General features: G+C 72.5%; 23 protein-coding genes and 1 pseudogene. 11 read left to right on the top strand and 13 right to left on the bottom strand.

The features are described from left to right. Positions 1 to 1,164, bottom strand: coding sequence for a glycosyltransferase (locus ACFC51_RS33245; protein WP_376532495.1), 1,164 nt, complete (start codon positions 1,162 to 1,164; stop codon positions 1 to 3). 110 nt (positions 1,165 to 1,274) lie between these two features. Between ACFC51_RS33245 and ACFC51_RS33240 the strand changes: the two genes are divergently transcribed. Next, positions 1,275 to 2,816, top strand: coding sequence for a hypothetical protein (locus tag ACFC51_RS33240; protein ID WP_376532493.1), 1,542 nt, complete (start codon positions 1,275 to 1,277; stop codon positions 2,814 to 2,816). Here ACFC51_RS33240 and ACFC51_RS33235 read toward each other — a convergent pair. Genes ACFC51_RS33235 through ACFC51_RS33225 form a run of 3 tightly spaced genes read right to left on the bottom strand, consistent with a single transcriptional unit; the run spans position 2,785 to position 7,018 of the window. Then, a complete protein-coding gene (locus tag ACFC51_RS33235; RefSeq protein WP_376367636.1) occupies positions 2,785 to 4,029 on the bottom strand; it encodes a hypothetical protein in 1,245 nt (414 codons plus the stop codon). The two genes, ACFC51_RS33240 and ACFC51_RS33235, sit on opposite strands and share 32 nt — an antisense overlap. Continuing rightward, positions 4,026 to 5,714 (bottom strand): lipopolysaccharide biosynthesis protein, encoded by a 1,689-nt coding sequence (locus tag ACFC51_RS33230; protein ID WP_376367634.1) that lies wholly within the window; start codon positions 5,712 to 5,714, stop codon positions 4,026 to 4,028. Before ACFC51_RS33230 ends, ACFC51_RS33235 begins: the two co-directional genes overlap by 4 nt. Then, positions 5,711 to 7,018: a glycosyltransferase gene (locus ACFC51_RS33225; protein WP_376532491.1), complete on the bottom strand. Its 1,308-nt coding sequence runs from the start codon at positions 7,016 to 7,018 to the stop codon at positions 5,711 to 5,713. The genes ACFC51_RS33230 and ACFC51_RS33225 overlap by 4 nt, the downstream gene beginning before the upstream one ends. A gap of 118 nt (positions 7,019 to 7,136) precedes the next feature. Between ACFC51_RS33225 and ACFC51_RS33220 the strand changes: the two genes are divergently transcribed. Beyond that, positions 7,137 to 7,586: an adenylyltransferase/cytidyltransferase family protein gene (locus ACFC51_RS33220; RefSeq protein WP_356842454.1), complete on the top strand. Its 450-nt coding sequence runs from the start codon at positions 7,137 to 7,139 to the stop codon at positions 7,584 to 7,586. Here ACFC51_RS33220 and ACFC51_RS33215 read toward each other — a convergent pair. The 7 genes from ACFC51_RS33215 to ACFC51_RS33185 all read right to left on the bottom strand — a co-directional run bounded on the left by ACFC51_RS33215 (position 7,555) and on the right by ACFC51_RS33185 (position 14,985). Further along, positions 7,555 to 8,286, bottom strand: coding sequence for a CDP-alcohol phosphatidyltransferase family protein (locus ACFC51_RS33215; RefSeq protein ID WP_376532489.1), 732 nt, complete (start codon positions 8,284 to 8,286; stop codon positions 7,555 to 7,557). The two genes, ACFC51_RS33220 and ACFC51_RS33215, sit on opposite strands and share 32 nt — an antisense overlap. 104 nt (positions 8,287 to 8,390) lie before the next feature. Beyond that, positions 8,391 to 8,792 (bottom strand): monovalent cation/H(+) antiporter subunit G, encoded by a 402-nt coding sequence (gene mnhG / locus ACFC51_RS33210; RefSeq protein ID WP_376367628.1) that lies wholly within the window; start codon positions 8,790 to 8,792, stop codon positions 8,391 to 8,393. Then, on the bottom strand, positions 8,789 to 9,115 hold the full coding sequence (locus tag ACFC51_RS33205) for a monovalent cation/H+ antiporter complex subunit F (RefSeq protein WP_376367626.1): 327 nt from the start codon (positions 9,113 to 9,115) through the stop codon (positions 8,789 to 8,791). The genes mnhG and ACFC51_RS33205 overlap by 4 nt, the downstream gene beginning before the upstream one ends. After that, on the bottom strand, positions 9,112 to 9,744 hold the full coding sequence (locus ACFC51_RS33200) for a Na+/H+ antiporter subunit E (RefSeq protein WP_376367624.1): 633 nt from the start codon (positions 9,742 to 9,744) through the stop codon (positions 9,112 to 9,114). Before ACFC51_RS33200 ends, ACFC51_RS33205 begins: the two co-directional genes overlap by 4 nt. After that, positions 9,741 to 11,399, bottom strand: coding sequence for a Na+/H+ antiporter subunit D (locus ACFC51_RS33195; RefSeq protein ID WP_376367622.1), 1,659 nt, complete (start codon positions 11,397 to 11,399; stop codon positions 9,741 to 9,743). The genes ACFC51_RS33200 and ACFC51_RS33195 overlap by 4 nt, the downstream gene beginning before the upstream one ends. Further along, positions 11,396 to 12,085: a Na(+)/H(+) antiporter subunit C gene (locus tag ACFC51_RS33190; protein WP_376532487.1), complete on the bottom strand. Its 690-nt coding sequence runs from the start codon at positions 12,083 to 12,085 to the stop codon at positions 11,396 to 11,398. The genes ACFC51_RS33195 and ACFC51_RS33190 overlap by 4 nt, the downstream gene beginning before the upstream one ends. Then, positions 12,082 to 14,985: a Na+/H+ antiporter subunit A gene (locus ACFC51_RS33185; protein WP_376532485.1), complete on the bottom strand. Its 2,904-nt coding sequence runs from the start codon at positions 14,983 to 14,985 to the stop codon at positions 12,082 to 12,084. Before ACFC51_RS33185 ends, ACFC51_RS33190 begins: the two co-directional genes overlap by 4 nt. Positions 14,986 to 15,721: 736 nt before the next feature. Here ACFC51_RS33185 and ACFC51_RS33180 point away from each other — a divergent pair. The 8 genes from ACFC51_RS33180 to ACFC51_RS33145 all read left to right on the top strand — a co-directional run bounded on the left by ACFC51_RS33180 (position 15,722) and on the right by ACFC51_RS33145 (position 23,489). Continuing rightward, the gene (locus tag ACFC51_RS33180) at positions 15,722 to 18,589 is read left to right on the top strand and encodes a nitrate- and nitrite sensing domain-containing protein (protein WP_376532483.1); all 2,868 of its coding nucleotides are present in this window, start codon (positions 15,722 to 15,724) and stop codon (positions 18,587 to 18,589) included. Next, complete coding sequence (locus tag ACFC51_RS33175) at positions 18,586 to 19,023, top strand: roadblock/LC7 domain-containing protein (protein WP_376367615.1); 438 nt, start codon at positions 18,586 to 18,588, stop codon at positions 19,021 to 19,023. The genes ACFC51_RS33180 and ACFC51_RS33175 overlap by 4 nt, the downstream gene beginning before the upstream one ends. Next, entirely contained in the window at positions 19,020 to 19,427 is a 408-nt protein-coding gene (locus tag ACFC51_RS33170) for a DUF742 domain-containing protein (protein ID WP_376367613.1), read from the top strand. The genes ACFC51_RS33175 and ACFC51_RS33170 overlap by 4 nt, the downstream gene beginning before the upstream one ends. A 6-nt stretch (positions 19,428 to 19,433) precedes the next feature. Next, entirely contained in the window at positions 19,434 to 20,003 is a 570-nt protein-coding gene (locus tag ACFC51_RS33165) for an ATP/GTP-binding protein (protein ID WP_376367611.1), read from the top strand. 52 nt (positions 20,004 to 20,055) lie between these two features. After that, positions 20,056 to 21,189, top strand: a complete 1,134-nt coding sequence (locus ACFC51_RS33160) for an FAD-dependent monooxygenase (RefSeq protein WP_376532481.1) — start codon at positions 20,056 to 20,058, stop codon at positions 21,187 to 21,189. 141 nt (positions 21,190 to 21,330) lie between these two features. Further along, complete coding sequence (locus ACFC51_RS33155; protein ID WP_376532479.1) at positions 21,331 to 22,158, top strand: PaaX family transcriptional regulator C-terminal domain-containing protein; 828 nt, start codon at positions 21,331 to 21,333, stop codon at positions 22,156 to 22,158. A gap of 54 nt (positions 22,159 to 22,212) precedes the next feature. Next, positions 22,213 to 23,034, top strand: a complete 822-nt coding sequence (locus ACFC51_RS33150; protein ID WP_376532477.1) for a GNAT family N-acetyltransferase — start codon at positions 22,213 to 22,215, stop codon at positions 23,032 to 23,034. Continuing rightward, entirely contained in the window at positions 23,031 to 23,489 is a 459-nt protein-coding gene (locus ACFC51_RS33145; protein ID WP_376367603.1) for a hypothetical protein, read from the top strand. The genes ACFC51_RS33150 and ACFC51_RS33145 overlap by 4 nt, the downstream gene beginning before the upstream one ends. A gap of 149 nt (positions 23,490 to 23,638) precedes the next feature. Here ACFC51_RS33145 and ACFC51_RS33140 read toward each other — a convergent pair. Beyond that, positions 23,639 to 23,817, bottom strand: a pseudogene (locus tag ACFC51_RS33140) (enoyl-CoA hydratase); the annotation flags it as partial. A gap of 288 nt (positions 23,818 to 24,105) precedes the next feature. Between ACFC51_RS33140 and ACFC51_RS33135 the strand changes: the two are divergent. After that, a complete protein-coding gene (locus ACFC51_RS33135) occupies positions 24,106 to 24,564 on the top strand; it encodes an ATP-binding protein (RefSeq protein WP_376367601.1) in 459 nt (152 codons plus the stop codon). On the opposite strand, the gene ACFC51_RS33130 is transcribed toward ACFC51_RS33135, so the two are convergent. Continuing rightward, positions 24,512 to 25,990 (bottom strand): amino acid permease, encoded by a 1,479-nt coding sequence (locus ACFC51_RS33130; protein WP_376367599.1) that lies wholly within the window; start codon positions 25,988 to 25,990, stop codon positions 24,512 to 24,514. The two genes, ACFC51_RS33135 and ACFC51_RS33130, sit on opposite strands and share 53 nt — an antisense overlap. Positions 25,991 to 26,134: the final 144 nt, after the last annotated feature.

The following is a 26,134-nucleotide window of genomic DNA, read 5'->3' as shown; positions in this document are numbered from 1 at the left end:
TCACCCACGCCTTCGGCGGACCACGTCCTCGTAGGTCCGCCGGAGGGTGGCGGTGACGGCTTCGATGGTGAACTGGTCGTTGACCAGCTGCCAGGCGGCCTTGCCCGCCTGCTCGGCGGCCTCCGGCTCCAGCAGCTCCAGGATCGCGTCGGCGACCTTGCGGGCGTTGGCCGCGTCCTCGCCGACCCTGCTGTCGATGACCCGGCCCGCACCGGCCCCCGACACGTCCGGGCCCTGCCCGCAGGTGCGGGTGATGACCACGGGGGTGCCGACGGACATCGCCTCCAGGACCGAGACCGGGAACGGCTCCTCGATCGCCGGCAGCACGTACACGTCGGCCTCGCGCCCGGCGGCGAGGACCTCGTCGTGCTCCAGCGGGCCCACGTGGTCGAGGGAGTCCGTGACGCCCAGCTTCCGGGCCAGCGCGAGGGTGCCGGCCAGCGCGCCGGTGTCCGGGCCGGCCAGCACGAAGCGGGCGTCCGGGTGGCGGGCCAGGACGTGCGGCATCGCGGAGACGAAGTCCTCGGGCCGCTTGCGCTCCTGGATCCGCGCGAGGTACAGCACGGTCGGCGGGCGTCCGGCGTCGCGGGCGGGCTTGCGTTCCTGCGGGCGGACGCCGTTGACCAGCCGTACCGTACGGGTGAGCGGGACGGGGGCGGCGACGGCGTTCACATCGACCCGCTCCATCTCGGTGAGGTGGAGGACGGCGTCGGCCTCGCGCAGCACCCTGCGGACCCCGAGGACGTCGGTGAGCTGGGCGACCTTCTTCTCGGTGGGGTCGATCATGCCGTGGGTCTGGACGACCAGGGGTGTGCGGGTCGCGAGCGCGAGGAGCGCCGCCGGCAGCGTCACCAGGTCACGCATCAGATGGACGTGCACGAGATCGGCGCCGCGCATCATGCGGCGTGCGGTGCGCAGCAGCGAGGCGGAGGTGATGCCGCTCACCTCGAACATCGGGAGCAGGTGCCGCGCCTGGAAGAGGTGGACGGGCACCCCTTCCACGTGGCTGGGCAGTTCACCGCCGGGGAAGCCGTCACCGAGGGCCATGACACGTGCGTCGTCGCCGTTCGCCCGCTGGACCTTGGAGAGGTTGAACGCCACCCGGGTCGGACCGCCGAAGGCATGGTCCGGAGTGTGGAGCGTGACAACATGCAGGATTTTCACCAGAGTTCCCCTCAACTGCGGCTAATACTTCACAGACTAGTCATCGAGCCCCCTCACGTGGGCCGATTCGTTAGAGTGTTCAGCGGTTCACTGATCCCGGGGGGGGGCGCATGACGTCGGTGCACACATCGGCGCAGGAGCGGGCCGCCCGCGGGGTCGCGCGTCCGGAGTGGGCCGGTCCCGGGGGCGGCGTCCCGGAGCCGCCCGAGCAGCCGATCGCCTGGTCGATGCTGTCCCGGGCCCTGTCCGTGCCGCTCATCCTCGGCCTGGTGTGCTTCCTGCCCGCGGTGATCGCCGCCCAGCCCGGCAGCGGGGTCCGGGACACCGCGTACTGGCTCCAGTTGGTGCTGACCTGCTATGCGGGGGCCCGGCTGGCGACGATGATCCTGTCCACCCGGCGGCGGCTGCTCCAGGGCGTCTTCTGGATGTTCGTGTACATCGCCATGGGCGTCGCGCCGTTCGCCCAGGTGGTGATCGGGCAGACGCCGACGCCGATGGTGGGACCGCGCCAGGATCTGGTCACGGCCGTCGCGATGGTCCTGGTGGGGTGTGCCGCCTTCGACCTGGGGGCGCTGCTGGCCTCGCGGCGCCCGCTGCGGCGCCCCGCGCCCTCCACCCGGGGCACGGGCGCGGGACCGGCCGTGGCGCATCCGCTGCGGCTGCGGCTGCTGGTGCTGGTGGCGTTCGCGGCGAGCGCGTTCTACGTGCTGAAGCTGGGCGGGCCCTCGGTCTTCTTCTCCAGCCGGCAGGAGATCAACGAGACCGTCGCGGCGAGCGGTGTGGCCGCCGAGGGGTCCAATGTCGGCTCGGCGTTCGTCAAGGGCTTCGGCCAGGTCCCGGCACTGCTGGCGCTGCTCTTCTACGCCCGCCGTCTGGCGACCTCCTACCGGGCCCGGCGCACCCCGTCGACCGCGCTGGTGTGGGTGGCGCTGGTGGCACTGAACCTCGTGGTGAACAACCCGGTCTCCAACGCCCGTTACTGGTTCCTGACGGTGCTCATGGCCTTCGTGTTCACCGCGTTCCCGAGCAGTGCGGCGATCTACCGCGTGGTGCTGGCGACGGGAGTGGTGGGCGCACTGGTGGTGTTCCCGTACGCCGACAGGTTCCGGTACGACGACGAGGGGCAGCGGCCCGCGCAGTCGGCCTCGGTCTTCGAGCCTCTGGTGACCAAGGACTACGACCAGATGGTGATGTTCGCCAACACCATCTCGTGGGTCGACACCCGTGGCCACACCTACGGCCGCCAGCTGACGGGCTCCGCCCTCTTCTTCGTGCCGCGTGCGGTGTGGAGCGGGAAGCCGGAGGACACCGGGGTCCGGGTCGGGCAGTGGATGGGTCTGCGGATGACCAACCTCTCGGCCCCGCTGTGGACCGAGTTCTGGGTCGACTTCGGCGCCTCCGGGGTGATCGGCGGGCTCGCGCTGATCGGTTACGCGGTGGCGCGCACCGACCGCCGGTACGCGCTGGCCGTCACCCGGGCGGGCCCCGGACCCGGGAGCGTGCTGGCCATCGCCGCGCCGCTGCTCGCCGGATACACCTTCATCCTGCTGCGCGGCCCGCTCCTGCAGGCGGCGGGCAAACTGGCCATCGCTGCGCTGTGTCTGCTGCTGATCAGCACGTTCAAGGAGCGGCGGGCAGCGCGTCGCCGGTGACCTCGCCGTCGGGCGCCGGCTTCCGGCGCCGGATCCGGGCCACCCTGGTCCAGGTGGCGGCGGCCTTGCAGAGCGATCCGAGGAACAGCCCCCAGGCGGCCCCCGGGACTCCTCCGAGGGCGTAGCCCCCCGCCATGAACGCCACGGCGGTGAGCGAGAAGACCACCTGGATGCTCAGCGTCGTACGCGGGTCGAGCATGCGCAGGGCGAGCAGTCCGCAGGTGCCCACCGCCATCGCCGCGTACTGGCTGCCGGTCGCCGGGAGGAGGGCGGCGGCCGTCGGCCAGGTGTCGCCGAGCAGTTCGTGGCCCGCCTCGTCGGGGAGCAGGGCCAGCGCGGTCGCCCAGAGGGCGGCGGTGGCGGCGAGCACGGCCGCGAGTGCCGCGGTCGCCCGGACCCTGCGCCTCTCGTCACCGACGCGGCCGAGCAGCGGAGGGCCGAAGGAGGTGGCGGAGGTGAACAGCACGTTGAGCGGCCCGAACAGGGTCGTCGCCCCGCGCAGCGCGCCGACCAGCAGCGGGTTGCCCACGGCACCGAGGCCGAGGACGGAGAGCTGGCTGGTCGCGTTGCCGACGCCGAACTCGACGACGAAGCGCTTCCCGAGGTGGCCGCGCCCGAGCATCGGACGCAGCCGTGTCACGGCCCCGGCGGTCCTGCGGTGCAGCAGCACGGCGGACAGCAGGAGGGCCGGCAGGGCGGACAGCCCCCAGACCGCGATCAGCCGGGCGGGGCTCGCTCCGTACTGCTGGGCGGACAGGGCGCCGAGCACGCCGGCCAGTCTCACCACGTCGGAGGTCAGGGCGAGATGGGGCTGCTGGAGGGCGGAGAAGGCGTACCGAACGGCGTCCTGGCCGAGCACGACCGGCAGGACGAGGCCGAGCACCGTCAGGGCGCGTGCGGTGTCCCCCGGGACGAGCAGGCAGACGGCGGCCAGAGGCGCCCCGAGCGCGGCGGAGGCGGCCACGGTGAACACGGCGGCCGAGCGGCAGGCCCCCCGGAGCTCATCGGCGTCGCCGCGCCGCAGGACCAGGGGCTGTCCGCCGTACGCCCCGGAGACGCCCAGCAGCACCGTGAAGACGAGGTAGACCGCGGAGAAGCGGGCGAAGTCGGCCACGGTGGAGAGCCGGGCGGCGGCCACGAGCACCAGGATGTTGGTGAGCGCGGCCACGCCCTGGTCCGCGACCGAGCAGAGGATCGCGGTCCGGGCTCTCACCGGCGCGCCCCCGGCAGGGTGACGGAGCGCAGGCCCATCGTCTCGGCGGGGTCCCCGGTGACCTCCGGAGCGCCCTCCTCGACGGCCGGGCCCTGCGGGCCTCCGCCGCTGTGGCGCCGTGACGGCCGGGGCCGGCGGTCCGCGCGGAGCAGCCGGCCCCGGCCGGGGTGGAGCAGGGCTCCGAGCACGTGGCCGCCCGATGCCCCGATGATCTCGCGGATGCGCTCCAGGTCGCTGCGGTGCACCTCACGCGGGTCGCAGACGATCATGACGCCCTCGACCCGGTCCACGAGAGCGACGGCGTCGGCGTAGGAGAGCACCGGCGGGGCCAGGACGATGACGACGGCACCGGGGCGGTCGGCCTCGGCGACGATGCGCCCGACGGACGCGGAGGTCAGGGCGCGCGGCACGTTGTCCGCGGTGGCCCCGGCCACCAGGGCGAAGGCGCCGGAGCCGGGGACGTCCACGTTGGACCTGCCGCCCGCGGGCCAGCTGCGGTCGCCCTCGTCGGCCGCCCAGCGCGGCGGCCGCACCTCGTGGGCCGCCGGTCCCAGGTCGCGGGCCAGCGACGGGGTGCGCAGATCCGCCTCGACGAGCAGGACGTCACGACCCATCTCGGCGAACGCGGCGGCCAGGTTGACCGCGGCGGCGGCCGCCGCCGCGTTGTCCCCGCGCGGCGCGGTGACCAGGAGCCTGCGCCGCTCCGCGAAGGACGGGTCGTAGGCGAGCCGGAAGGCGACCGCGCGGTACTCCTCGGCCAGCCGCGAACCGCTGCGCCCGATCGCGAGCAGGGTGCCGGCGGCGGCGCGCTCCCTGGGCAGGGTGCCGAGCAGCGGGGCGCCGAGGGAGCGCACGAGCTCGCGCGGCGAGCGTACGGCGGGGTCGAAGACGAGCCGCACCCAGGACAGCAGCAGTCCGAGGGCGAGGCCCACGACGGCGCCGAGGCCCAGGAGCAACGGCAGTCCCGCTCCGGCCGGCTCGGTGGGGGCGACGGGCTTCTTGTTGAGGTAGCCGGGGGTCGTGTCGAGCGCCTTGAGCTCCGAGATCTTCCGGCTGAGCTCGGAGATGGAGACGATGATGTTGGCGCGGGCGCTGCTGACGTCGCCGGCGGCGTCGACCCCGGTTCCCTCCTCCAGGAGGTCGCGCTTCTCCTCCAGCGGTTCGAGCTGGGCGCGGTAGCCGTTCGCCATGTTGTCGATGCTCTCCTGGGTGCGCGCCTTGCGGTGCGCCAGGTACGCGTTGGCCAGAGCTTCGGCCCGGGAGCGGGCCTGCTCGGGCGTGGCCCCCGTGTAGGAGAAGCGCAGGGTGAGCGTGTTGGGCGGGTTGGTGACCTGGAGGCCGGTGAGCAGCTTCCTCGCGGCGACGTCGTCCCCCTTCTTGAGCAGGGTGCCGGCGGCCAGCTCGCCCACGGTGTCGCTGACCGCGGTCTGCCGCTCCGAGCCGATGTTGATGCCCTTGTCGGCCGAGGCCCCGGTGGCGAAGGGATCGGCGGTCGCGGAACGGACCTGGACCTCGCCGCTGGCGGTGTAGGTGTCGTCGCCGCTGAGGGCGAGGAACCCGCCGCCGAGCAGGCCCACCACGACACCCGAGGCGAGCAGGGCGCGGTAGCGCAGGAGCTGGCGGAACTGGTCGCGCAGCAGCGCCGGTTCGTCGTGGTCGTCCGCGGGCCGGATCGGATGTGTCATCGGCGTGCTCCCCCTTGTGTGTCCCCGGCTCGCGCGTCTCCCGCTCGCGCTGTCCCGGCTCGTGCGTCCCCGAGTGCCTCGGTGAGCAGGGCGTCGAAGCGGGCGAGTCCCGCCTCCCTGCTCAGGTGCAGTGCGACGTACCTCGGTCCGTGGGCCCCCAGCGCCTCGGCCGCCCCCGGATCGGCGGCCAGCGCGCGTACGGCGGTGAGGAGCGCGGCCGGGTCCTCGGGGGCCACCAGGACTCCCGCGCCCGAGCGGCGCACCTCGTCGGCGGTGCCGCCCTGGTCGGCCACGGAGGCGACCACGGGGCGTCCGGAGACGAAGTACGAGGTGAGTTTGGACGGCACGCTCATGTCGAGCACGGAGGCCCGCTGGGTCACCGCGAGCACGTCGGCGGCGGCCAGCACGTCGGTGAAGTCGTCCGCTCCCGCCGGCGGGAGGAAGTCGAGGTTGGGCAGCCCGGCGGCCCGGGCGCGCAGTCCGTCCCGCTGGTTGCCGTCGCCCATCAGGACGACCCTGATGTCCGGGGCCAGCCGCGCCAGGTCCACGAGGACGTCGAGCCCCTGCTTGAGGCCCATGTTCCCGGAGTGGAGCAGGACGGGGGTGTCCTCGGCCCAGCCGAGCCGCGCACGGGTGGCGGCGCGGTCGGCCGAAGGGCTCTGTACATGGGTCCAGTTGGGGACCACGCGGATGCGTCCGGGGTCCACGCCGAGGGCGGTGACGCCCTCCACGAAGCTTTCGTGGATGACACCGACGAGAGCGGCGCCGCGCAGTGCGTACCTCTCGGCCTTCGAGGCGACGGCCGCGGCCCTGCCTCCGCCGCGGATGCCGCTCTGCGCGGCGGCGGCGCCCATCAGGTCCTGGACGACGGGTATGTGGGGGACGCGGTGGCGGCGTGCCAGCCGCGCGGCGATCACGCCGCCCGCGAGGCTCGGCATCTGTGAGATCACCGCGTCGGGGCGTCCGGGCGGCGGGGCGAGCAGGCCGTGGACGAGCACGGAGGCCTCGAAAGCCCCCCTGCACAGAGCTGTCTGACGGGGCGGCACATAATGGCGCCGCCGGTGCACCCGCACGCCTTCGCGGCTCTCCAGCCTCCGCCACACCCCGCGATACCCCTCGTCGACCTGCCAGGCGGGGTAGTGCGGCATGCCCGTCAGGACCTCGGTCCTGGCCCCCGACGCCGCCCAGTGCTCGGCGAGCTGGGTGGCGTACGGCCCGATGCCCGTGAGCTCGGGGGCGTAGTTGGTGGAGACCACGAGAAGTCTGCGGTTCTCGAACGGCTTCTGATGCTCAGCAGCGGACAACGGATGATCGCCTTCCCCCCGGAACAGCCTCTTCCTTGAGCTTATCCGTTCACGGGTTGCACAAGTGTTCTTCACAGTAAGGTCGTTGCACCAGTTCCACCGTGGGGGGAGAGAACGGATGGTGCAGCACAGAGTCGGTTACGCGCCGGGGGTGTACGACCTGTTCCATGTCGGCCACCTGAACATCCTGCGGCACGCCCGCAGCCAGTGCGACTACCTGGTGGCCGGGGTCGTCTCCGACGAGATGGCCGCGCTGGCCAAGGGCCACAAGCCGGTGATCCCGCTGCCCGAGCGGCTGGAGATCGTGCGCAGCGTGCGCTACGTGGACGCCGCGTTCGTGGAGACCGTCCCGGACAAGGTCGAGACCTGGCAGCAGGTCCGCTTCGACGTCATCTTCAAGGGCGACGACTGGCGGGGCACGGAGAAGGGCGAGCGCCTGGAGCGGGACTTCGCCGAGGTCGGCGTGGAGGTCGTCTACTTCCCGTACACCGTGCACACGTCCAGCACCCAGCTGCGCCGGGCACTGGACGTGCTCGTCAGCCGGCCCGGAGCGCTTTCAGCTCCCTGAACCACTTGGCGAGGAACGCCACGAGGAACAGGGCGTGCACCGCCGCGAGGACGGCGTACCCGGCCCGGAAGGCGCCGGGTGCGCCGAGCAGCAGGAAGACCAGGCAGAACACCCCGTAGTCCGCGGGCAGCAGGGCGACGGCGCGAAGCCTTGACGCCGGGGCCGCGGGCCCCGCGGCCACCGGCGCCGCACGCGCCGCCGCCTTGCCGAGCTGCTCCCGCAGCAGGCCCGCGCAGAACGTGAGCACGGCGACGAAGAGGAAGCCGAGCGGCAGCAGGAGCCACCCCTCGTCCGGCAGCGCGCCGAACCGGTGGAACGCGATCAGCACCGCGCTGTGGACGAGGACCATCTTCGCGCAGTCCACGACGTGGTCGAGCCACTCCCCGTCCGGCCCGCCCCGCCCGGTCAGCCGGGCGAGCTGCCCGTCGGCCGAGTCGAAGGCGAAGCCGACGGCCAGCCCCGCGTACACGAGCACCCCCAGCCACCAGGAAGGCTCCACAAGTGCCACGGCGGCGACGGAGAGGAAGGTGAACGCGGCGCTGACCAGCGTGACCTGGTTGGGCGACAGGCCGGCGCGGTACGAGCCCGCCGCCAGCAGGCGCCCGGCCGGCCGGTTCACGTACCGCGAGTAGAGCGACACGCCCTTGGACGATTTCTGTGCGCCGCGCAGTTCGCGCAGCACCGTACCCGTACCCGACATACGCCCCCCCCAGCGCCCGGTGGTTCCCGGGCCGCATCATCGCAGACCCGGCGTGCCCACGTGACGGGTACGCGGCACTTCTCGGCCCGCCACGGACCCGGGGCTCAGTCCTGCCCGGTGCCGCGGTCCGGGGGCGGGCCCGGCCCCCGCTCCGGTTCCGGCTCGGTCAGCTGCGCGTCCAGGTCGTCGAAGAGCAGCTCGCCGCGCTCGATCTGGCCCGTCCGGTACGCCGACCGCGCCACCAGGTGGGCGGCCACCGGGCCGGTCATCAACTGGAAGAAGCCGATGAGGCCCAGCGTCGCCACGTCCATGCCCCCGCGCAGCCGCAGCGCGACCCCCGCCAGCACCAGCAGCAGTCCGAGGGTCTGCGGCTTGGTCGCCGCGTGGCTGCGCGACAGGACGTCGGGCAGCTTCAGCATCCCGACCACCCCGAGGAGGCTGATCGCCGCGCCGAGGAACACGAGCACCGCCCCGGCCGTGTCCGCGACCTGCAGCCAGACGTTCACCGCTGTCCGTCCTTCCCCGCAGAGGGCTTCCGGCGCGGCAGGGGCTTGTCGCGTACCGCGATGAAGCGCGCGATGCCCACCGATCCGGTGAATCCGAGGAACGCCAGCACCAGCATGATCGGGAAGTAGAACGAGTCACGTGCGAAAGCGGACTTGGCGCCCAGGCCCGCGATGATGACGGCGGCCAGGACGTCGAGGGAGATGGCCCGGTCCAGCATGGAGGGCCCCCGGCTGGTCCGGAAGAGAAGCAGCCCTCCGGCCACGACGACGAACACGACGGCCGCGGTCATCAGCACCCGGTCGACGGTCTCGGGCCCGCTCATGCCCCCTCCCCCGCGATGTCGGACCCGGCGACCGCCGGTGGCGGCCCGGAGACCCTGCCGATCTCGTCCTTCGTCCCGAACGCCCGTACCGTCAGCTCCTCCAGCTTCCAGACCGAGCGCCGGGCCGCCTCCAGCTCCTCGGGCCTGTCCGCGTCCAGGACGTGCAGGAAGAGGGTGGCGGTGGCCCTGCGCACCTCGATGACGGCGCCGCCCGGCACGTTCGACACGGTGACGGCGGTCGCGGCGAGCATGAGGTCGCTGCGGCAGCGCAGGGGGACGGCGATGACGGCGGGCCGGTGCGGACGGTCGGCGAAGATCTGCCGGGTGACCTTCACCCCCGAGGTGTACATGTCGTAGAGCAGGTAGCCGGCGAGCCGGATGATGCCCCAGGGGTGCAGCCGCAGCCCCAGGTCGACCTGGGGCAGCGGGAACGCCAGACAGACGGCGCAGGCGACGACCACGCCGGTGACGACGTTCGCCCAGGTCAGGGTGGACCACAGCAGGACCCAGATCAGGGTGAGCCAGGCGATCAGCGGGAGGTCGAGCACGCGGCGCCGGCGGCCGGCGAACTCCACGCTGTACGGGGGCAGGTCGGGGTTGCGGTGCGACAGGGTGATCAGGCGCCTCACGGGCCGAGCACCTCCTCGACGTAGGGGCGGCGCGCGATGAGCTCGGCGGCCGAGCGGTCGGTGAAGGCCGTCAGCGGACCGGCCAGGACGGTGAAGGCGAGCCCGAGCACCACGGCACCGGCCGTGGCGGCGGTCATGGCGAAGGGCGGGCGGATCGTGGTGGTGACGGTCCGCCCCTGGAGGGTCGCGGCCACGGTCTGTCCCGCGGGGCCTCCGGCCGGTACCGCCACCCCTTCGTCACCCGTCCCGGGAATGCGGTCGGGTCCGGTGTCGGCGTCGTCGTCGTCACTGTCGTCGGCGGCCTCCAGGACGGTGCCGTAGGCGGCCTGGCCCGGCGGCTCGGTACGCCAGAAGGCCAGGTTCCAGATCTTGGCCATCACGTACAGGGTGAGCAGGCTCGTCACCGTCGCCCCCGCGACGAGGATCCAGGCCCAGACGCTGCCGTCCGCGACCCCGGCCCGCATGAGGCCGAGCTTTCCGATGAAGCCGGAGAGCGGGGGGATCCCCGCGAAGTTCATCGCGGGGACGAAGAACAGCACCGCGAGCAGCGGGGCGGATCGGGCCAGTCCGCCGAGCCGGGTGAGCTCGTTGGTGCCGCCCCGGCGTTCGATGAGCCCCGCGACGAGGAAGAGGGTGGTCTGGACGGTGATGTGGTGGGCGACGTAGAAGATCGCACCTCCGTACGCCTCGCGCGTGGCGAGGCCGATGCCGAAGACCATGTACCCGATGTGGCTGATGAGGGTGAACGAGAACAGCCGTTTCAGGTCGGTCTGGGCGACCGCTCCGAGGATGCCCACGATCATCGAGGCGAGGGCGACGGCCATGAGCAGGTCGCCGAGCCGGTTCCCGGGGAAGAGGAGGGTCTCGACCCGCAGCATGCAGTAGATGCCGACCTTCGTCAGCAGTCCGGCGAAGACGGCTGTGACGGGTGCGGGTGCGGTCGGGTAGGAGTCGGGGAGCCAGGCCGCCAGGGGGAAGACGGCGGCCTTGATGGCGAAGACGGTGAGCAGCAGCGCCTGGATCAGGGTCTGGACGCCGAGGGGGAGTTCGGGCAGCCGGAGGGCGAGCTGGGCGAAGTTGGCGGTGCCGGCAGCGGCGTAGGTCATGGCGATCGCCGTCAGGAACAGCATCGAGGAGAACAGCGAGATGATCACGTACGTGGATCCGGCCCGGATCCGGGGACCGGTCCCGCCGAGCGTGAGCAGGACGAAGCTGGCGACCAGCATGATCTCGAAGCCGACGTAGAGATTGACGAGGTCGCCGGCGATGAAGGTGAGGGAGACCCCGGAGACCAGGATGAGGTAGGCGGGGTGGAAGACGGCGACGGGCGTCTCCTTGTCCCGGTCCGCCATGCCCTGGCCGAGCGAGTAGACCAGGACGCAGAGGGTGACGGCCGAGGAGACGGTCAGCATCAGCCCGGAGAGCCGGTCGGCGACCAGCGTGATGCCGAGCGGCGGCGCGAAGTCCCCGAGGTGGACGGAGAGGGGGCCCTGCCGGTCCGCGGCGATCATCAGCGCCACGGAGAGACCGAGGACGGCCGTGAGGACGGCGACGCTGATGAAGCGCTGGAAGCGCGCGAGCCGGGTACCGAAGGCGAGGCTCAGCCCGGTGGCGCAGAGGGGCAGCAGGACCGGCAGCGGGACGAGGGCGTTCATCCGGCGGCTCCCCTGTCGGGGCCGCCGGAGGACCCGGGGCCGCCGGAGGACCCCGGGCCCCCGGGACTTCCCGGGCCCCCGGGGGCGGGGCCGGACGGCTCCGGGCCGTTGCTGTCGGGGCGTTGGTTCACGTAGTCCTCCGGATCGGCGCCCAGCACGTCGTGCCACAGGTCACCACTGGCATCGCGCCCACGGGCCTGAAGGGCGCGGTCGGCACGCAGCCGGCCGCGCAGCCGGCGGTGTTCCTGGCGGTAGCGTGCGCGGTCCTTCCGCGAACGGCCGGACTCCGCCCGGTACTCCTCGCGGAGCTCGGCCCGCTCCCCCAGCACCTCGGCGCGCAGGTAGATGCGGCGGTCCTCCAGGTCGTCGTGGACCTCGTCCGTGCCGGTCAGCTGGTAGCTGCGGTAGGCCATGGCGAGCAGGAACGCCGTGGTCGCCAGCGTGATGACGATGGCGGTGAGGGCGATGGCCTGCGGCAGCGGGTCGGTGATCCGGCGCAGCGGCGCACCGTAGAGCAGCGGTGCCGCGCCCGCGGACCCGGTCGACGACAGGACCAGCAGGTTGATGCCGTTGCCCGCGATCACCGCGCCGAGCAGGATGCGGGTGAGGGGCCGGGTGAGCATGAGGATGCCGCCGACCGCGCAGAGGACCACCGCTGTGACGAGGAGCGAGACGCTCATGATCATCGGTTCGGCCCTCCGGCCCCGGTGTCCGACGCGGGGGCCAGCGCGCCCGCCGCCCGTTCGATCTGCCGGTCGACCTTGGCCCCCAGCGCGCGGACGATGTCCAGAACCACTCCCAGGACCAGCAGGTAGACACCGAAGTCGAAGAGCACCGAAGTGCTCAGGTGGTAGTCACCGAACACGGGCAGGTGCCCGTGGTAGGTCCAGGCGTGCAGCACCGTCCCTTCCGCGAGACCGCCCAGGGCGACCCCGGTGGAGACGAACAGGCCGAGACCGGTGAAGAGCCCGGGCTGAAGCGGCGCCGCCTCGGCGAGCTCGAATCTGCCGCCCGCCAGGTACCGGGTGATGAGGGCGAGTCCCGCGACGAGCCCGGCCACGAACCCGCCGCCCGGCATGTTCTCCGCGCAGAACAGCAGGTACAGGGAGAGCACCAGGATGGGGTGGAAGAGCAGCCGCCCCACCACCTCGAAGACGACGGAACGGTGTTCGGGCGCGAGGGTCGATCCTGCGGCCAGCCAGCTGCGCTCGGGCGCGGTGTCGTCGCCCTGCGGCAGGCCGGTCAGCCGCCGGCCCGAGAGCGTCCACGCGGTCTCCCCCCGCAGTTCGTCCCTGTCGAAGGACGTCTCGCTGCGGCGGTGCAGGTAGATGAGACTGGTCACCCCGATGGCAGCCGCCGCGAGCACGGCGGACTCCCCCATCGTGTCCCAGGCACGCAGGTCGACCAGGATGGTGGCCACCACGTCCTTGAGGCCGTGATGGGCGACCTCCTCGACCATCGCGGCGCCCGCGGGCTCGGCGATGCGGGCCGCGCCGGCCGCCCACACGGCCACGCCGACCGTCGCCGCGGCGCCCAGCGCCACCGGGATGCGCACCAGCCGCCGCCATGTGCCGATCGGCTCCTCGAAGCGCACCGGCATCCGGCGCAGGACCAGCACGAACACGATCATCGAGACGGTCTCGACGCAGAACTGGGTGAGCGCCAGGTCGGGGGCTCCCTGCACGACGAAGAGCAGCGCCGTCCCGTAGCCGGTCAGTCCTGCCAGGACGACGGCCTTCATCCGGCGGCTGACGGTCAGGCAGGAGAGGGCGGCCGCGCAGGTGAGCACGGCCACGGCGCCCTGGAGCGGGGTGTCCCACACCCGGGGCGCGACGGCGCCCTGCCAGGGACGGTCGGTGAAGAGGACGGCCAGCTGGCCGGCCAGCATCACCGCCATGGTGATGGCCAGGTAGACGGAGAGGGATCCGCGCTGGACGAAGCCGGTGACCTGGAGGGCGAGGCGCTCCAGGCCGAGCAGGAGGTGGCCGAAGACGCTGTCCGCCGTGGGCCAGGCGATCCGCCGGGAGAGCCGGGTGACCGTCGTGCGTCCGGCGAAGAGCACGGCGCCGCCCGCCCAGGTGACCGCGGAGAGCAGCAGGACCGTCCCGAAGCCGTGCCAGAGCGCGAGGTGGTAGGCGTGGGCGGGGGCCGGGAAGACGTCGGCGTACGCGGCGAAGAGCGGGTCCGTCCACCCGACACCGGGGCCGAGCACCAGCCCGGCGAGGGCCAGCACGGCGGGCGGGCCCACGAGGCCGGCGCCCGCCCGGTGGGCGGGGGTGTCGGCGACCCCGGCCTTGCGGGCGAACGCCCCCCACACGAAGCGGAGGGTGTACGCCACGGTCAGCACCGAGCCGGCGACGAGGACGGCCAGCGCCCAGCGGTCCGCGGTTCCGCCGCGCAGCAGCGCGTCGAAGGCGGCCTCCTTCGCGGCGAATCCGAGGAACGGCGGAACGGCGGCCATGGACGCGGCGGAGAGCACCGCGACCGCGCAGAGGAGCGGCATGGTGCGGCCGAGGCCGGAGAGTGCGCGCAGATCACGGGTGCCGGCCGCGTGGTCGACGATTCCGACGACGAGGAACAGCGCGGCCTTGAACAGGGCGTGTCCCAGGATCATCGCGGCGGCGGCGAGCGCGGCGTCACGGTTGCCCGCCCCGGCGAGCACGGTGAGGAAGCCGAGCTGGCTGACGGTGCCGTAGGCGAGGACGAGCTTCAGATCGTTCAGGCGCAGGGCCCGCCAGGCACCGAGGAGCATGGTCGCCGCCCCCAGCACCAGGACGACGGGACGCCAGACCGGGACGTCGGCGAAGCCGGGGGCGAGCCGGGCCACGAGGTAGACCCCGGCCTTGACCATGGCCGCGGCGTGCAGGTAGGCGCTGACGGGGGTGGGTGCGGCCATGGCGTTCGGGAGCCAGAGGCTGAACGGCCAGATCGCCGACTTGGACAGCGCCCCGCACAGCACGAGGACCACAGCCACGGAGACGGCGACGGTGGCCTCCGGCGGATCCTCGACGATCGCGGAGATCCGGTAGGTGCCAGCAGCCTGACCGAGGATCAGGAAGCCGACCAGCATGGCGAGGCCGCCCAGGGTGGTGACCGTCAGGGCCTGGAGTGCGGAGCGCCGGTTCTGTTTGCGCGTGCTGGTGTGGCCGATCAGCAGGTAGGAGAAGACCGTGGTCAGCTCCCAGAACACGTAGAGGGTGATCAGGTCGTCCGCGAGGACGAGGGCCAGCATCGCCCCGGCGAAGGCCAGCAGGTTCCCGGCGAAGGAGGCCAGTTGGGGCGAATCGTCGGTGAAGTAGGACGCGCAGTACAACAGGACGAGCATGCCGACGCCGGCCGCGAGCAGCACCATCAGCTCGGCGAGCGCGTCCAGGCGCAGGGCCACCGACACGTCGTACGTGCCGATCCACTCCCAGGACCAGGTGACGGCCTTCCCGTCCGCGGCACCCGCCCATCGGGTGGCGGCCCACACCGTGGCAGCGGCGGGCGGCAGGGCGAGTACGACGAAGGCGAGCCTGCCGAGCCGTCGCACCAGCGGGCCCGCGCAGGCCGCCAGGACGAAATGGCTGACGATGAGCGCGATCACGAGGAAAGGTCCGGAGCAAAGGCCACCGAATACAGATATATCGCCCGGCCCGGTTCACCCGTCCGGCGCGCCGCGCGACGGAGGGTCCGCTGGTCACGGTGCGCGTCGGTGGGGGTCGGTTCTCGTCCCGCTGTGGTCACAGAACGGCGCCTGCCCTGTTCGCCCCCGGTCACACGGCATGACGTGGGACTCGTGCCGTCCGGCCGCGCCAGGCACCCCCTCCGGGCGGAGCACCCGGTCCGCGGCCAGCGGCAGATGGACCGGCACGTCAGGCATCTCGTCAGGCATGCCGCTGCCCGCCCCGGCGGCGCGAAGGCGGCAGCGGGCGCCGCCGGACACCGTGATCCCGTCGCCCTCGGATGACCTGTTCACACCGTGCGGATCGACGCCGTGCGGATCGACGCGGCGCGGATCGACGCGGCGCGGAGGGGGTGCGTCCGTCACCGTCGTCGCCTCCTCGGGCCCCCGGAACGTATACGTCACCTCCAGCCTCACTCCGGAGCGTGCGGGCCGCTACCCGGGCACGGCAGACATCACCGACACATCGGCAGGCACACGTGCACATTCTGTGGGCGCGCCGTGTTGCACATGTGAGGCCACTTTCTCTTCTTTTTTGCACTGTGACTAATATCCATGTGTCCAAGTTCTCAACGTATTTGACCAGTCACCGGCTGGCATCATCGTCAAGGAGCATCCCCTGCGCACGCGCGCGTCACGGCGGACCGACTCGGCACCCATGTCGTTGCGGACAGCCCTACTCGTACTGGCGATCGTCCCCGGAGTCGCACTGGCCGCCCTGTGGGCCGTCACCAGTGGACAGACCTTCCTGGACTTCCAACGCCAGGCAGCCCAGGGACTCTTGGCCGAACAAGCGGGCCAACCGTCCAACATCGTGTACTACAACCTGCAGGAGGAGCGCCGGCTCAGCGCCGAGGCGCTGGCACGGCCCGAAGACTCCGGTAAGGCGCTGAAGCAGCAGCGCACGCTCACCGACGAGGCGATCACGACCTTCCAGTCTCTCTCGGACGTGAGCGCGGACGACGCGCCCGAAGAGGTGCGGAACGCCGTCGGCAGGGCACGGGAGGCCATCAACCAGCTGCCGGCCCAGCGCAGCCTCGTCGACGAGGGCGACAGCGACCAGCAGGCGGTGGTCTACGGCTACTACACCGATCTGATCGCCGTGGATCTCGAACTGTTCTCGGCCCTCAGCCATGTGGACAACGGCGAGGTGACCACGATGGGGCAGCCCCTCGTGGACCTCTTCTGGACCAAGGAGATGATCTCCCGCTCGGACGCGATCCTCGCCCGCGGCTGGCCCTCCGGCAAGCTCAGCACGGAGGACCTCCAGGAGGTCCGCAACGCCGTCTCCGGTCAGTCCTTCCAGGCCGCGACCAAGGTGGTCCCGTACCTCCCCGAGGACGAGCAGGCCCAGTGGAAGCAACTCACCGACAGCGCCGCCTGGGCGGCCAAGACGAAGACCGAGGAGCAGATCCTGCGGCCGACGTCCGCCGACCGGTCCGGCTTCGTGGAGCTGGACGCCGAGGAGAAGACCTGGCGCAAGGCCATGGACGGGGTCACCCCGCAGCTCGTCGACCTGCTGGAGAAGCGCACCGACGCGGTCATGGTGACGGGCAAGGGCACCGTCATGTCCCTGCTCCTCAAGATGGTCCTCACCTCGGTGATCGGCCTGCTCGCCGTCGTCGCCGTCGTCTGGACCACCTGGCGCCTCACCCGCAACCTGCGCCGGCGCATCTCCGGACTGCAGGAGCGGGCCGAGGAGCTCGAGAGGGCCCTGCCGGACGTCGTCGAACGGCTGGCACAGGGGGAGAAGATCGACGTCGAGGCCGAGGCCCGCGCGATCGACACCCGGAACGAGGACGGCGACGAGCTCACCCGGCTCGGCGGCGCCCTCAACCAGGCCCGCACCAGCGCGCTGCAGGCCGCCGTCAGACAGGCCGACCAGCACCGGGGCTTCGAGCGGCTGCTGCAGCGCATCGCGCGCCGTACGCAGCAGCTGATCGGCCAGCAGCTGAAGAAGCTGGACGAGCTGGAGCGCAAGCACGAGGATCCCGAAGTGCTCGACGGTCTGTTCGACCTCGACCACCTGACGGCACGTCTGCGCCGCTACGAGGAGAACCTGGTGATCCTCGCCGGCGGTTCGCCCCACCGCCGCTGGCGCAAACCCGTACCGCTGCTGGACGTCATGCGTTCCGCGCAGGGTGAGGTGCAGGACTACCGACGGGTGGTGCTGGACCTGGACGGTGCCCCCTGGCTGGCCGAGCGGGCCGTCGGCCCGGTCTCCCACGTGCTGGCCGAGCTGATCGAGAACGCGCTGACCTTCTCCAGGCCGCCGAGCCCGGTCGAGGTCCGCGCGGCGAAGGTGAGCCGGGGCCTGGCCATCGAGGTCGAGGACCGCGGGCTGGGCATGGACGAGCAACAGCTCGCCGACGCCAACGAACTGATGAGCCGTCCGCCCAGGATGGACGTACTGGCCCACTCGGAGGACATCCGGCTCGGCCTCTACGTGATCTCCCGCCTCGCGGACCAGCACGGGCTGCGGGTCGAGTTCCGGCCCTCCGCCTTCGGCGGCACCCGCGTGGTCGTCCTGGTCCCGGACGAGCTGACCGTGCCCGAACCCGGGGTACGCCCGGCCGGTGCGCCGTCGGCCGCCCCCGCACCGACGGCGGAGCACTCCTCCGCGGCCCCCGGCGCACTGCCGACGCGGGTGCAGGGGCGGGCGATGGCGGGGGTCACGGCCCTGGCCGACCACGCCGCCAGGTCGCGTCCCGCCGAGGGGGAGCAACAGGACCCCGGGCAGACGTACTCCGGCTCCGCGGAACCGTTCCCGGTGCCCGGTCAGCCCCTTCCGCCGGAGAGCCCGCCCTACCAGGGCGAGGGCGCGTACCCCGACGCGCACACCCCGTACCCCGACACGGACCAGCCGTACACCTCCGGCGACTCCGTGTACCAGGGACCCGGGCCGGCCTACACCTCCGGTGACGCCGCACACCCGGGATCCGGGCAGCCGTACACCGACGGCCCGTACCCGGGATCCGGGCAGCCGTACACGGAACCCGGCGGGCCGTACCCCGGCGCCGGCGCCCCCTACGCCGGCGCCGAACAGCCCTGGACCGGCCAGGAGCAGCCGTACATGACGGCCGCGGGCCAGTACCCCGTGCCCGGCCACTCCTACGCGGAGCCGGCCGAGGAGGCGTACACGGCGCCCGAGCCGTCCCGTCCGCAGCCCTACCCGGCGGAGGGTGACACCACCGGCCCGCAGCCCTACGGCACGCCCGCGCGGGACGTCGTTCCCGCGGGTCCGTCGGAGCTGCGTGCCCTCACGCCGGCCGGCGGGGAGCCCCCGCTCCCCCGCCGCGTACGCCAGGCCAGCCTGGTGGACGAACTGCGGGTGGACCCTGCCGCCCGCACCACTGCGCCCAAGCCCCCGAGCTGGGACGAGAACCCGCTGCTGCGCCCCGTCCCCCGGCGGGCCGGTGCGGCGATCGGGGCATTCCAGCGGCGCTCCCGCGCGGCACGGGCGGCGGAGGAGCCACCGGGCCCCGCCCCCGCCGCACCCTCCCCTACGAGAGAAGAACGGTCATGACTCGCACAACGGCCACCCTCCAGGATCTGGACTGGCTGCTCGACGGTCTGGTGGACTCGGTCGCCGAGACCCTGAACGCCGTACTGCTGTCCGACGACGGACTGGTGGTGAGCCACTCGCGCTCCGTCGACCGCGCCGACGCCGAACGGCTCGCGGCGATATGCACCGGCCAGCAGAGCCTCGCCCGCGGGGTCGGCCAGCTGTTCGACGGCGGTTCGGTGCACCAGGTCATCGTCGAACTCGCCGATCTCTGGCTCTTCATCATCGCCGCCGGCCAGGGCACCCACCTCGCCGTCGTCGCCTCCCAGGAGGTCGACGCCGAGGTGATGTCGCTGGCGATGCACAACCTCGTCCAGCAGGTGGGCCAGAAGCTCACCGCTCCGGCGCGCGGAGACTTCGACGCCTTCGGTACCGGGGACGGGCAGCGGGTGTGAGCCCCTACTGGGACGACGAGGAGACCGAGGAGGACGGTGCGGGCACGATGGTGCGCCCGTACACCATCACCCGCGGCCGGACCGCTCCCGAGCGGGACGACTTCAGCCTCATCACCGTGCTCACCACCGCCGAACAACCGGTGGACGAGCACGGTACGCCCCTGCGGGCGGGCCGGCTCCAGCCGGAGCACCGCATGATCCTGGACCGCTGCCGCCGGCCGGCCGCGGTCGCCGAGGTGTCCGCCGGTCTCGACCTGCCGGTCTCGGTGACCAAGATCCTCCTGGCGGACCTGGTCGCCCAGGGCCTGCTGCTCGCCCGCGCGCCGTTGACGGTGGCCCGGGCGTCCGGCGGGGCCGACATGGGCCTGCTGGCCGCCCTACGTGACGGACTCCGGAGACTCTGAACAGATATGACAAGCAGTCAGACGGCGCCTGCCGCCGTCAAGATCCTGATAGCCGGCGGCTTCGGCGTCGGAAAGACCACGCTGGTGGGTGCTGTCAGCGAGGTGGCGCCCCTGCGCACCGAGGAGTTCCTCACCCAGGCGAGCGTCGGCGTCGACAGCCTGGCCGGCGTCAGCCGGAAGAACACCACGACCGTGGCGCTGGACTTCGGCCGCATCACGGTCAGCCCCGAGCTGGTGGCCTACCTGTTCGGCACGCCCGGCCAGGAACGCTTCTGGTTCATGTGGAACGACCTGGTCAACGGAGCACTCGGCGGAGTGGTGATCGCCGACACCCGCCGGCTGGAGACGAGTTTCGCCTCGATCGACTTCTTCGAGAGCCGGGACATCCCCTTCGTGGTGGCGATCAACTGCTTCCACGGCCACAACACCCGCACCACGGACGAGATCAGGGCCGCCCTGGACCTGGATCCGCACGTGCCCCTGCTGGTCGGGGACGTCCGGGAACGGCCCTTCGGCCGCGATGTGCTGCTGGCCCTGGTCGACCACCTGATGAGCCTGCCGGCGGCCGTCGGCTGACCGGCCCCCTTTCCGCTTCCCCTTCCTTCTTTCTCGCCTGGAGAGATCTGAGATGGCAACACCCCTGCGTGTACTGGTACACGGCGGAGGCATCGGCGGGCTCACCCTCGCCGTCGCGCTCGCCCGGAGCGGGCACACGGTCGAGGTCGTCGAGCTCCGTGACGAGCTGGACGCCCTGGGCGTCGGCATCATCCAGCCGTCCAACGCCCTTCACGTCATGCGCGAGCTCGGCGTCCTCGACGCCTGCCTGGCGGCCGGCTTCGCGTGGGAGGTGCTGACCGTCTGCGACCCGGCCGGCGCCCCGCTCGCCAAGATCCCGCAGCCGCGGATGGACGAGGCCCCGGCCGGCAACGGCATACCGCGCCCCGCCCTGGCGAGGATCCTCGGCGACGCCACCGCGGCCGCCGGAGTCCCGATCCGTTTCGGTACGACGATCAGCGGGCTGACCGACGACGGTTCCGGTGTCGAGGTGTCCCTGTCCGACGGTTCGTCCGCCCGCTGGGACCTCGTCGTCGGTTTCGACGGCATCGGCTCGCCGCTGCGGACCCGGCTGTACGGCGACCGTTTCACCCCCGAGTACACGGGCTTCGCCAACTGGCGCGTCACCGTGCCCCGTCTGCCCGAGGTCCAGGGTGTCGTGGTGAGTGCGGGCCGGACGTCCACCAAGGCGCTGCTCACGCCGATCACGGACGAGCTGATGTACCTGGCCGCCGTGACGGCCGAGGAGCCGGACTTCCGGCCGGACCCCGCGCGGGCGCACGAGCAGCTCGCGGAGCGCCTCGCGGCGTTCGGCGGGCCCGTCGCCGAGGCGCTGGCCACGGTCACCGCGGCGGACGGCGTCGTCTACTCGCGCATCTCGCAGGTCACGGTCGACGCGCCCTGGCACGCGGGCCGGGTCGTCATCGCCGGTGACGCCGCGCACGCGAGCACCCCGAACCTCGCCCAGGGTGCGGCGATGGCGGTGGAGGACGCGCTGGTCCTGGCCCGCGCGCTGGACGCCGAGGACGACGTCCCGGCGGCGCTCACCGCGTGGGAGGAGCGGCGCCGCTCCCGGGCGATGTTCGTGCAGAACCTCTCGCGCGCCCTCCTCAAGGAGGAGACCGGCAGCCCGACGACGCCCGAGGAGGACGAGCTGCTGAAGGTCGGGATGGCGGGCGCCGCCCACGTCCTGGTCGAGCCGTACTAGGACGCATCATGCGGGAGGGGCGGGGCGGCCGGGATGGTTCCCGGGCTCCCCGCCCCTCTTCCCTGCCCGCTCAGTCCAGGACCGCGACCGGGAAGCTCCAGCGCTTCCTGCTGCGCGGCGCCACCGCTCTGGAGTGACCCCGTGGCCGAGCACACCCCCCGTTCCCTGATCGTGAGCCTGTACGGCGCGTACGGCCGTCGCCCCGGCAACGCCCCGCTGGAGGTGTCCGAGCTGATCCGGCTGCTGCACGCGGTCGGGGTCGACGCCCCGTCGGTGCGCTCGTCCGTCTCCCGTCTCAAGCGCCGCGGGCTGCTCGTCGCCGCCCGTACGGCGGACGGAGCCGCCGGATACGCCCTGTCGGCCGACGCCCGTCAGCTGCTGGACGACGGTGACCGGCGGATCTACCGGCGCCCGGCGCCCATGCCCGGGGACGGCTGGGTGCTCGCCGTGTTCTCCGTGCCGGAGGCCGAGCGTCACAAGCGCCACCTGCTGCGCTCCCGTCTCGCCCGGCTCGGCTTCGGCACGGCGGCGCCCGGGGTCTGGATCGCGCCCGCCGGGCTGTACGAGGAGACGCGGCACACGCTGGGGCGCCTCGAACTCGCCCCCTACGTCGACCTGTTCCGGGGTGAGCACCTCGGATTCGCCGCCACGGCGGAGGCGGTGGCGCGCTGGTGGGACCTCGACGCGATCGCCCGGCTGCACCTCGAATTCCTGGCACAGCAGGAGCCCGTACTGCGGTCCTGGGAGGCACGGCCGGACGGCGCGGACCCGGAGCCGGAGCCGGAGGAGGCCTACCGCGACTACCTCCGCGCCCTGGACTCCTGGCGGCAGCTGCCGTACGCGGACCCGGGCCTGCCCGGCGAACTGCTGCCGAAGGACTGGCCGGGGGGCCGCTCGGCGGAGGTGTTCGGGCTGCTCCACACCCGACTGCGGGACGAGGGTGCCCTGTTCGTCAGGAACAGCCCCTGATCCGGGCACCGAAATCGGGGTGACCCGGGGCCGGGTGACCCGACAGGATGAGGCATGACCTGGACCTTCACCGATGACGTGGAAGCCTTCCTGGACGCGGCGGGAGCGTCCCTGTCCGCCCGGCCGGCCGCGAACACCCTGCTGCTGACGGTCACCGCCACCCTGCGGGACAGCGGGCCGCAGGCCTACGGCTCGGCACCGCCGGTGCTGGGATGGTGGCGCGGGGCGGACGGGGAGGTGGCCGGGACCCTGGTGCGCACACCGCCCTTCGTGCCGATCCTGGGCACGGCTTCGGCCGAAGCGGTCGACGCGCTGGCAGACGCGCTGCCCCTGCCGGGCATCAACGCGGACCGCGACAGCGCTCGCACCCTGGCCGCCCGCTGGCCCCGCCACCGGGTCGACGAGGAGCACCGGCTGTACAGGCTGGGCACGCTGCTGCCACCTTCCCCCGCGCCGGCCGGTGGCCCACGGACCGCGACCACCGCCGACCGTGCGGTGCTCGTCGAGTGGCTGAGGGCGTTCGGCCGGGAGACCGGCCAGTCGGGCGACCGGGCGGAGCGGATCGTGGACGAGCGCACGGTCCACGGCGGCCTGACCTTCTGGGAGACCGACGGTGTCCCGGTGTCGCTGGCGGGCGTCTCGCGCAGGGTCGCGGGCACGGTGCGGGTGGCGAACGTCTACACACCGCCGGAGCACCGGGGCCGCGGTTACGCGGCAGCGCTGACGGCGGAGGTGAGCCGTGCGGCACGGGAGGAGGGGGCCCGGGAGGTCCTGCTCTTCACGGACCTCGCGAATCCCACGAGCAACGGCGTGTACGGGCGCATCGGCTACGAGGCCGTCTCCGACCGCCTGCTGATCACCGCGGAGCCGGAGTGAGCGCCGGGGCCGGGGAGAGTCCGGCGGAGCAGCGCTGGCTGATCGCCGCGAACGTGGTGCGGTGGCGGCGCTACGGCGACGGCGGCCAGGAGCTGCGGCCCGGCACCAAGTCGTACCGGGGCGGCTCGAAGGTGTACGTGATCGAGAGCTACGCCGGTTCGGGGCACGAGCAGCTGACCACGGTCGGGCGCGGGCGCCACACCGGCACGTACATCACCATCGGCATGGCGACGCGCAACCTGCACACGTTCCGGGCCGTGCCGGTCCACAGCCCGACCGTGCTGCGGCTGTGCGAGGAGGCGGACGTGGGCGGCTGCTGGACGACCCGTGAAGACGCCGAGGAGCTCGCCGTCCGGCTGGAGAGGCTGGCCGTCGAGTACCGCACCGGCCACTGGGCCGCCGCGCACCCGGTTCCCTGCCGGTGCCACGAGTGCCTCACGTTCAGCCCAGTGTGAGCCGGGGCTTCGGGGCGTCGGTGCGGCCCGTCGGTGGAGGGCGGCTGCCCGCGCGGTACGGGAGCGACCAAGAGGCTCCCGGCCCGGCGTAGCCCTGCTCGGCCGCCGCGTGAAGCGTCCAGTGCGGGTGGTGGAGGTGGGGACCGGTGGGCCCGGACGGAGCGTTCGCGGGAGAGCTCGGCCAGGAGGTCCGGCAGATCGGCGTAGGCGCCGAAGGTGAGGGCGTTGAGCTTCTCGGGACGGGCGAGCGTCACGGTCGCGACGCCGTCCTCAGTCGTCAGGCGCAGATGCTGCCAGCGCTCCGCGCGGAGCCGGTGAACGGGCTCATGGAAGGGTCCCCTCCAGCCGTCGGGCTGCTGCTGATGCGTTTCGAAGTTATCACTCATCTGTGACTTCCGTCATGAGTGCGCAATAGTGCGGGGTGGGGCCGGTGTGGCGAAGGTCCCCTTTGTGCCGGTCGGCAGCCTCTATGTCTGTGGCGTCGCGCTTCGTATGGTTGAGCGCAGGAAGTCCTGGTACAGAAGCCCGTACCGTCCGGCGACGGAGGACGCGGCCCCGGAACCCCCGGGGCGGAAGTCCCCGCCGGATGTCTCGCTCCCGAACGGAAACGCCCGCCGTGCCCTCCGACGTCCCCGCACCGCCGCCCCGCTCCTGGCGCATCGCCCTGCCGCACTCGACGGCAGCGGTGCCGATCGCCCGCGCCCTCGTCCGTACGGCGCTGGCGGACCTCGACGCGCCCGCGGACAGCGACACCGCCGAGCTGCTGACGGCGGAGCTGGTCGCCAACGCCGTGGAGCACACCGACGGCTCGGGACCCATCGAGCTGGTGGTCGAGCTCCTGGCGTCCGGCTGCCAGGTGGAGGTCCACGACCACGACCCGGGCCCGCCCGGGGATCTGTCCCGTCTGCTGCCCGGCGTGGCGCCGGATCCGTGGCAGGAGCACGGGCGCGGGCTGCTCCTCATCCGCGCCCTCAGCTCCGCCTGCGGCCACCGCCCCACCGAGCACGGCAAGGCGGTCTGGTTCACCCTCCGGTCGGCAGCGACTCCGCCCGGTCCCCCGGCTCCCCGGGGCTGACGAGCCGGGAGCGGCTGCGGCTGTACCCCGCGTACACGAGAGCGCCCACGGCGAGGAAGACGGCGAACTGCACCCAGGTCGTCCAGCCCGTGCCGTACATCAGGTACAGGCAGAAGCCGACGCCCAGGATCGGGCTCAGCGGATAGAGCGGCACCCGGAAGGAGCGCTTCAGCTCCGGATTGCGGCGGCGCAGGGTGATGACGGCGATGTTGACCACGGCCATGGTCGCGAGCGTGCCGATGGTCGTCAGGTTCACGACGACATCGAGGGAGGAGAACGCGGCCGGTACCGCGAAGACGACCGCCACGATCCAGGTGTTGGCGACCGGCGTGCGGGTCTTCGGTGACACCCGCTCGAAGACCCTCGGGACCAGCCCGTCACGGGACATCGACATCAGGATCCGGGTCTGGCCGTACATCACCGCAAGGACGACGGACGCGATGGCGACCACGGCGCCGAAGGCGATGATCCCGCCGCCGACGCCCGATTCGGTGACTTGGTCGACGACCAGCGAGAGCGCGGCCGGCTTGTCCCCCACGGCGTCCGCACCCAGCGCGCCGATGGCACCGAGGGCGACGGCGCAGTAGAGCAGCGTGACGACGCCGATGCAGACCATGATCGCGATCGGGATGTTCCTGCGGGGGTTCCTGACCTCTTCACCGGCGGTGGTGATGGCGTCGAACCCGATGTACGAGAAGAACGCCACCGAGGCCCCGGCAGTGATCCCCGCCATGCCCTGGGGGGCGAAGGGCGAGAGGTGACCGTCCTCGAACGCGGTGAAGGCGATCGCGCAGAACGCGGCGAGGATGCCGATCTTGAGGACCGCCATCGCGGCCGTGGCCCCCGCGCTCTCCCGGATGCCGCGCACCAGCAGGGTGGCCGCCATCATGACCACGACGACCGCCGGCAGGTTGATCACTCCGCCGTCGCCGGGACCGGAGGAGAGCACCTCGGGCAGGCTCCAGCCGATCAGGCTGTCGAGTAGTTCGTTGACGTACTGGCTCCAGCCGACAGCGACGGCCGAGACGGACACCCCGTACTCCAGCAGCAGGCACCAGCCGACCAGGAACGCGACGCGCTCCCCGAGGGTGGCGTAGGCGAAGGAGTACGAGCTGCCGGAGACCGGGATGGCCCCGCCGAGCTCGGCGAAGGAGAAGGCGGTGAAGATGCAGGTGACGGCGGCGAGGGCGAACGAGACCACCACGGCGGGGCCCGCCTCGGCGACACTGTCGGAGAGCCCGACGAAGATCCCGGTGCCGACGATCGCCCCGACGCCGAAGCAGACGAGCTGGAACAGCCCCATGCTGCGCCGCAGGCCGTGGCCTTCCAGGTCGGCTCCGGACTCGGCGAGCAGCAGATCGGGGCTCTTGATGCGGGCCCCGGACCTGCGCGCAGGGCTGTTCGGGGTGGGGGAGGCGGGACTCATGGGGGGACGGGTCTCTTCTCTGGCGGTGCGGGGGACGGAGCCCGTGGGGAGGCTCCACCTGGCCATGTGCTCCGGACCGGGCCCATGAGAAAGGGGTTCGGGCGTGCGAGCCCGAACCCCACCAAGTAGCACCATCGTAGCCAC

It is taken from the genome of Streptomyces sp. NPDC055962, assembly GCF_042270185.1.
Taxonomy (GTDB): Bacteria; Actinomycetota; Actinomycetes; order Streptomycetales; family Streptomycetaceae; genus Streptomyces.
The sequence above is the reverse complement of the archived record's forward strand: the minus strand, read 5'-3'. Positions and strand labels throughout refer to the sequence as shown.

Bases quoted from the DNA above. Each gene is read 5' to 3' on its own strand.
- ACFC51_RS33240 (WP_376532493.1), top strand. From the start codon at position 1,275: ATGACGTCGGTGCACACATCGGCGCAGGAGCGGGCCGCCCGCGGGGTC.
- ACFC51_RS33230 (WP_376367634.1), bottom strand. From the start codon at position 5,714: ATGACACATCCGATCCGGCCCGCGGACGACCACGACGAACCGGCGCTG.
- ACFC51_RS33220 (WP_356842454.1), top strand. From the start codon at position 7,137: ATGGTGCAGCACAGAGTCGGTTACGCGCCGGGGGTGTACGACCTGTTC.
- ACFC51_RS33215 (WP_376532489.1), bottom strand. From the start codon at position 8,286: ATGTCGGGTACGGGTACGGTGCTGCGCGAACTGCGCGGCGCACAGAAA.
- ACFC51_RS33205 (WP_376367626.1), bottom strand. From the start codon at position 9,115: ATGAGCGGGCCCGAGACCGTCGACCGGGTGCTGATGACCGCGGCCGTC.
- ACFC51_RS33195 (WP_376367622.1), bottom strand. From the start codon at position 11,399: ATGAACGCCCTCGTCCCGCTGCCGGTCCTGCTGCCCCTCTGCGCCACC.
- ACFC51_RS33190 (WP_376532487.1), bottom strand. From the start codon at position 12,085: ATGATCATGAGCGTCTCGCTCCTCGTCACAGCGGTGGTCCTCTGCGCG.
- ACFC51_RS33180 (WP_376532483.1), top strand. From the start codon at position 15,722: ATGTCGTTGCGGACAGCCCTACTCGTACTGGCGATCGTCCCCGGAGTC.
- ACFC51_RS33175 (WP_376367615.1), top strand. From the start codon at position 18,586: ATGACTCGCACAACGGCCACCCTCCAGGATCTGGACTGGCTGCTCGAC.
- ACFC51_RS33165 (WP_376367611.1), top strand. From the start codon at position 19,434: ATGACAAGCAGTCAGACGGCGCCTGCCGCCGTCAAGATCCTGATAGCC.
- ACFC51_RS33160 (WP_376532481.1), top strand. From the start codon at position 20,056: ATGGCAACACCCCTGCGTGTACTGGTACACGGCGGAGGCATCGGCGGG.
- ACFC51_RS33150 (WP_376532477.1), top strand. From the start codon at position 22,213: ATGACCTGGACCTTCACCGATGACGTGGAAGCCTTCCTGGACGCGGCG.
- ACFC51_RS33130 (WP_376367599.1), bottom strand. From the start codon at position 25,990: ATGAGTCCCGCCTCCCCCACCCCGAACAGCCCTGCGCGCAGGTCCGGG.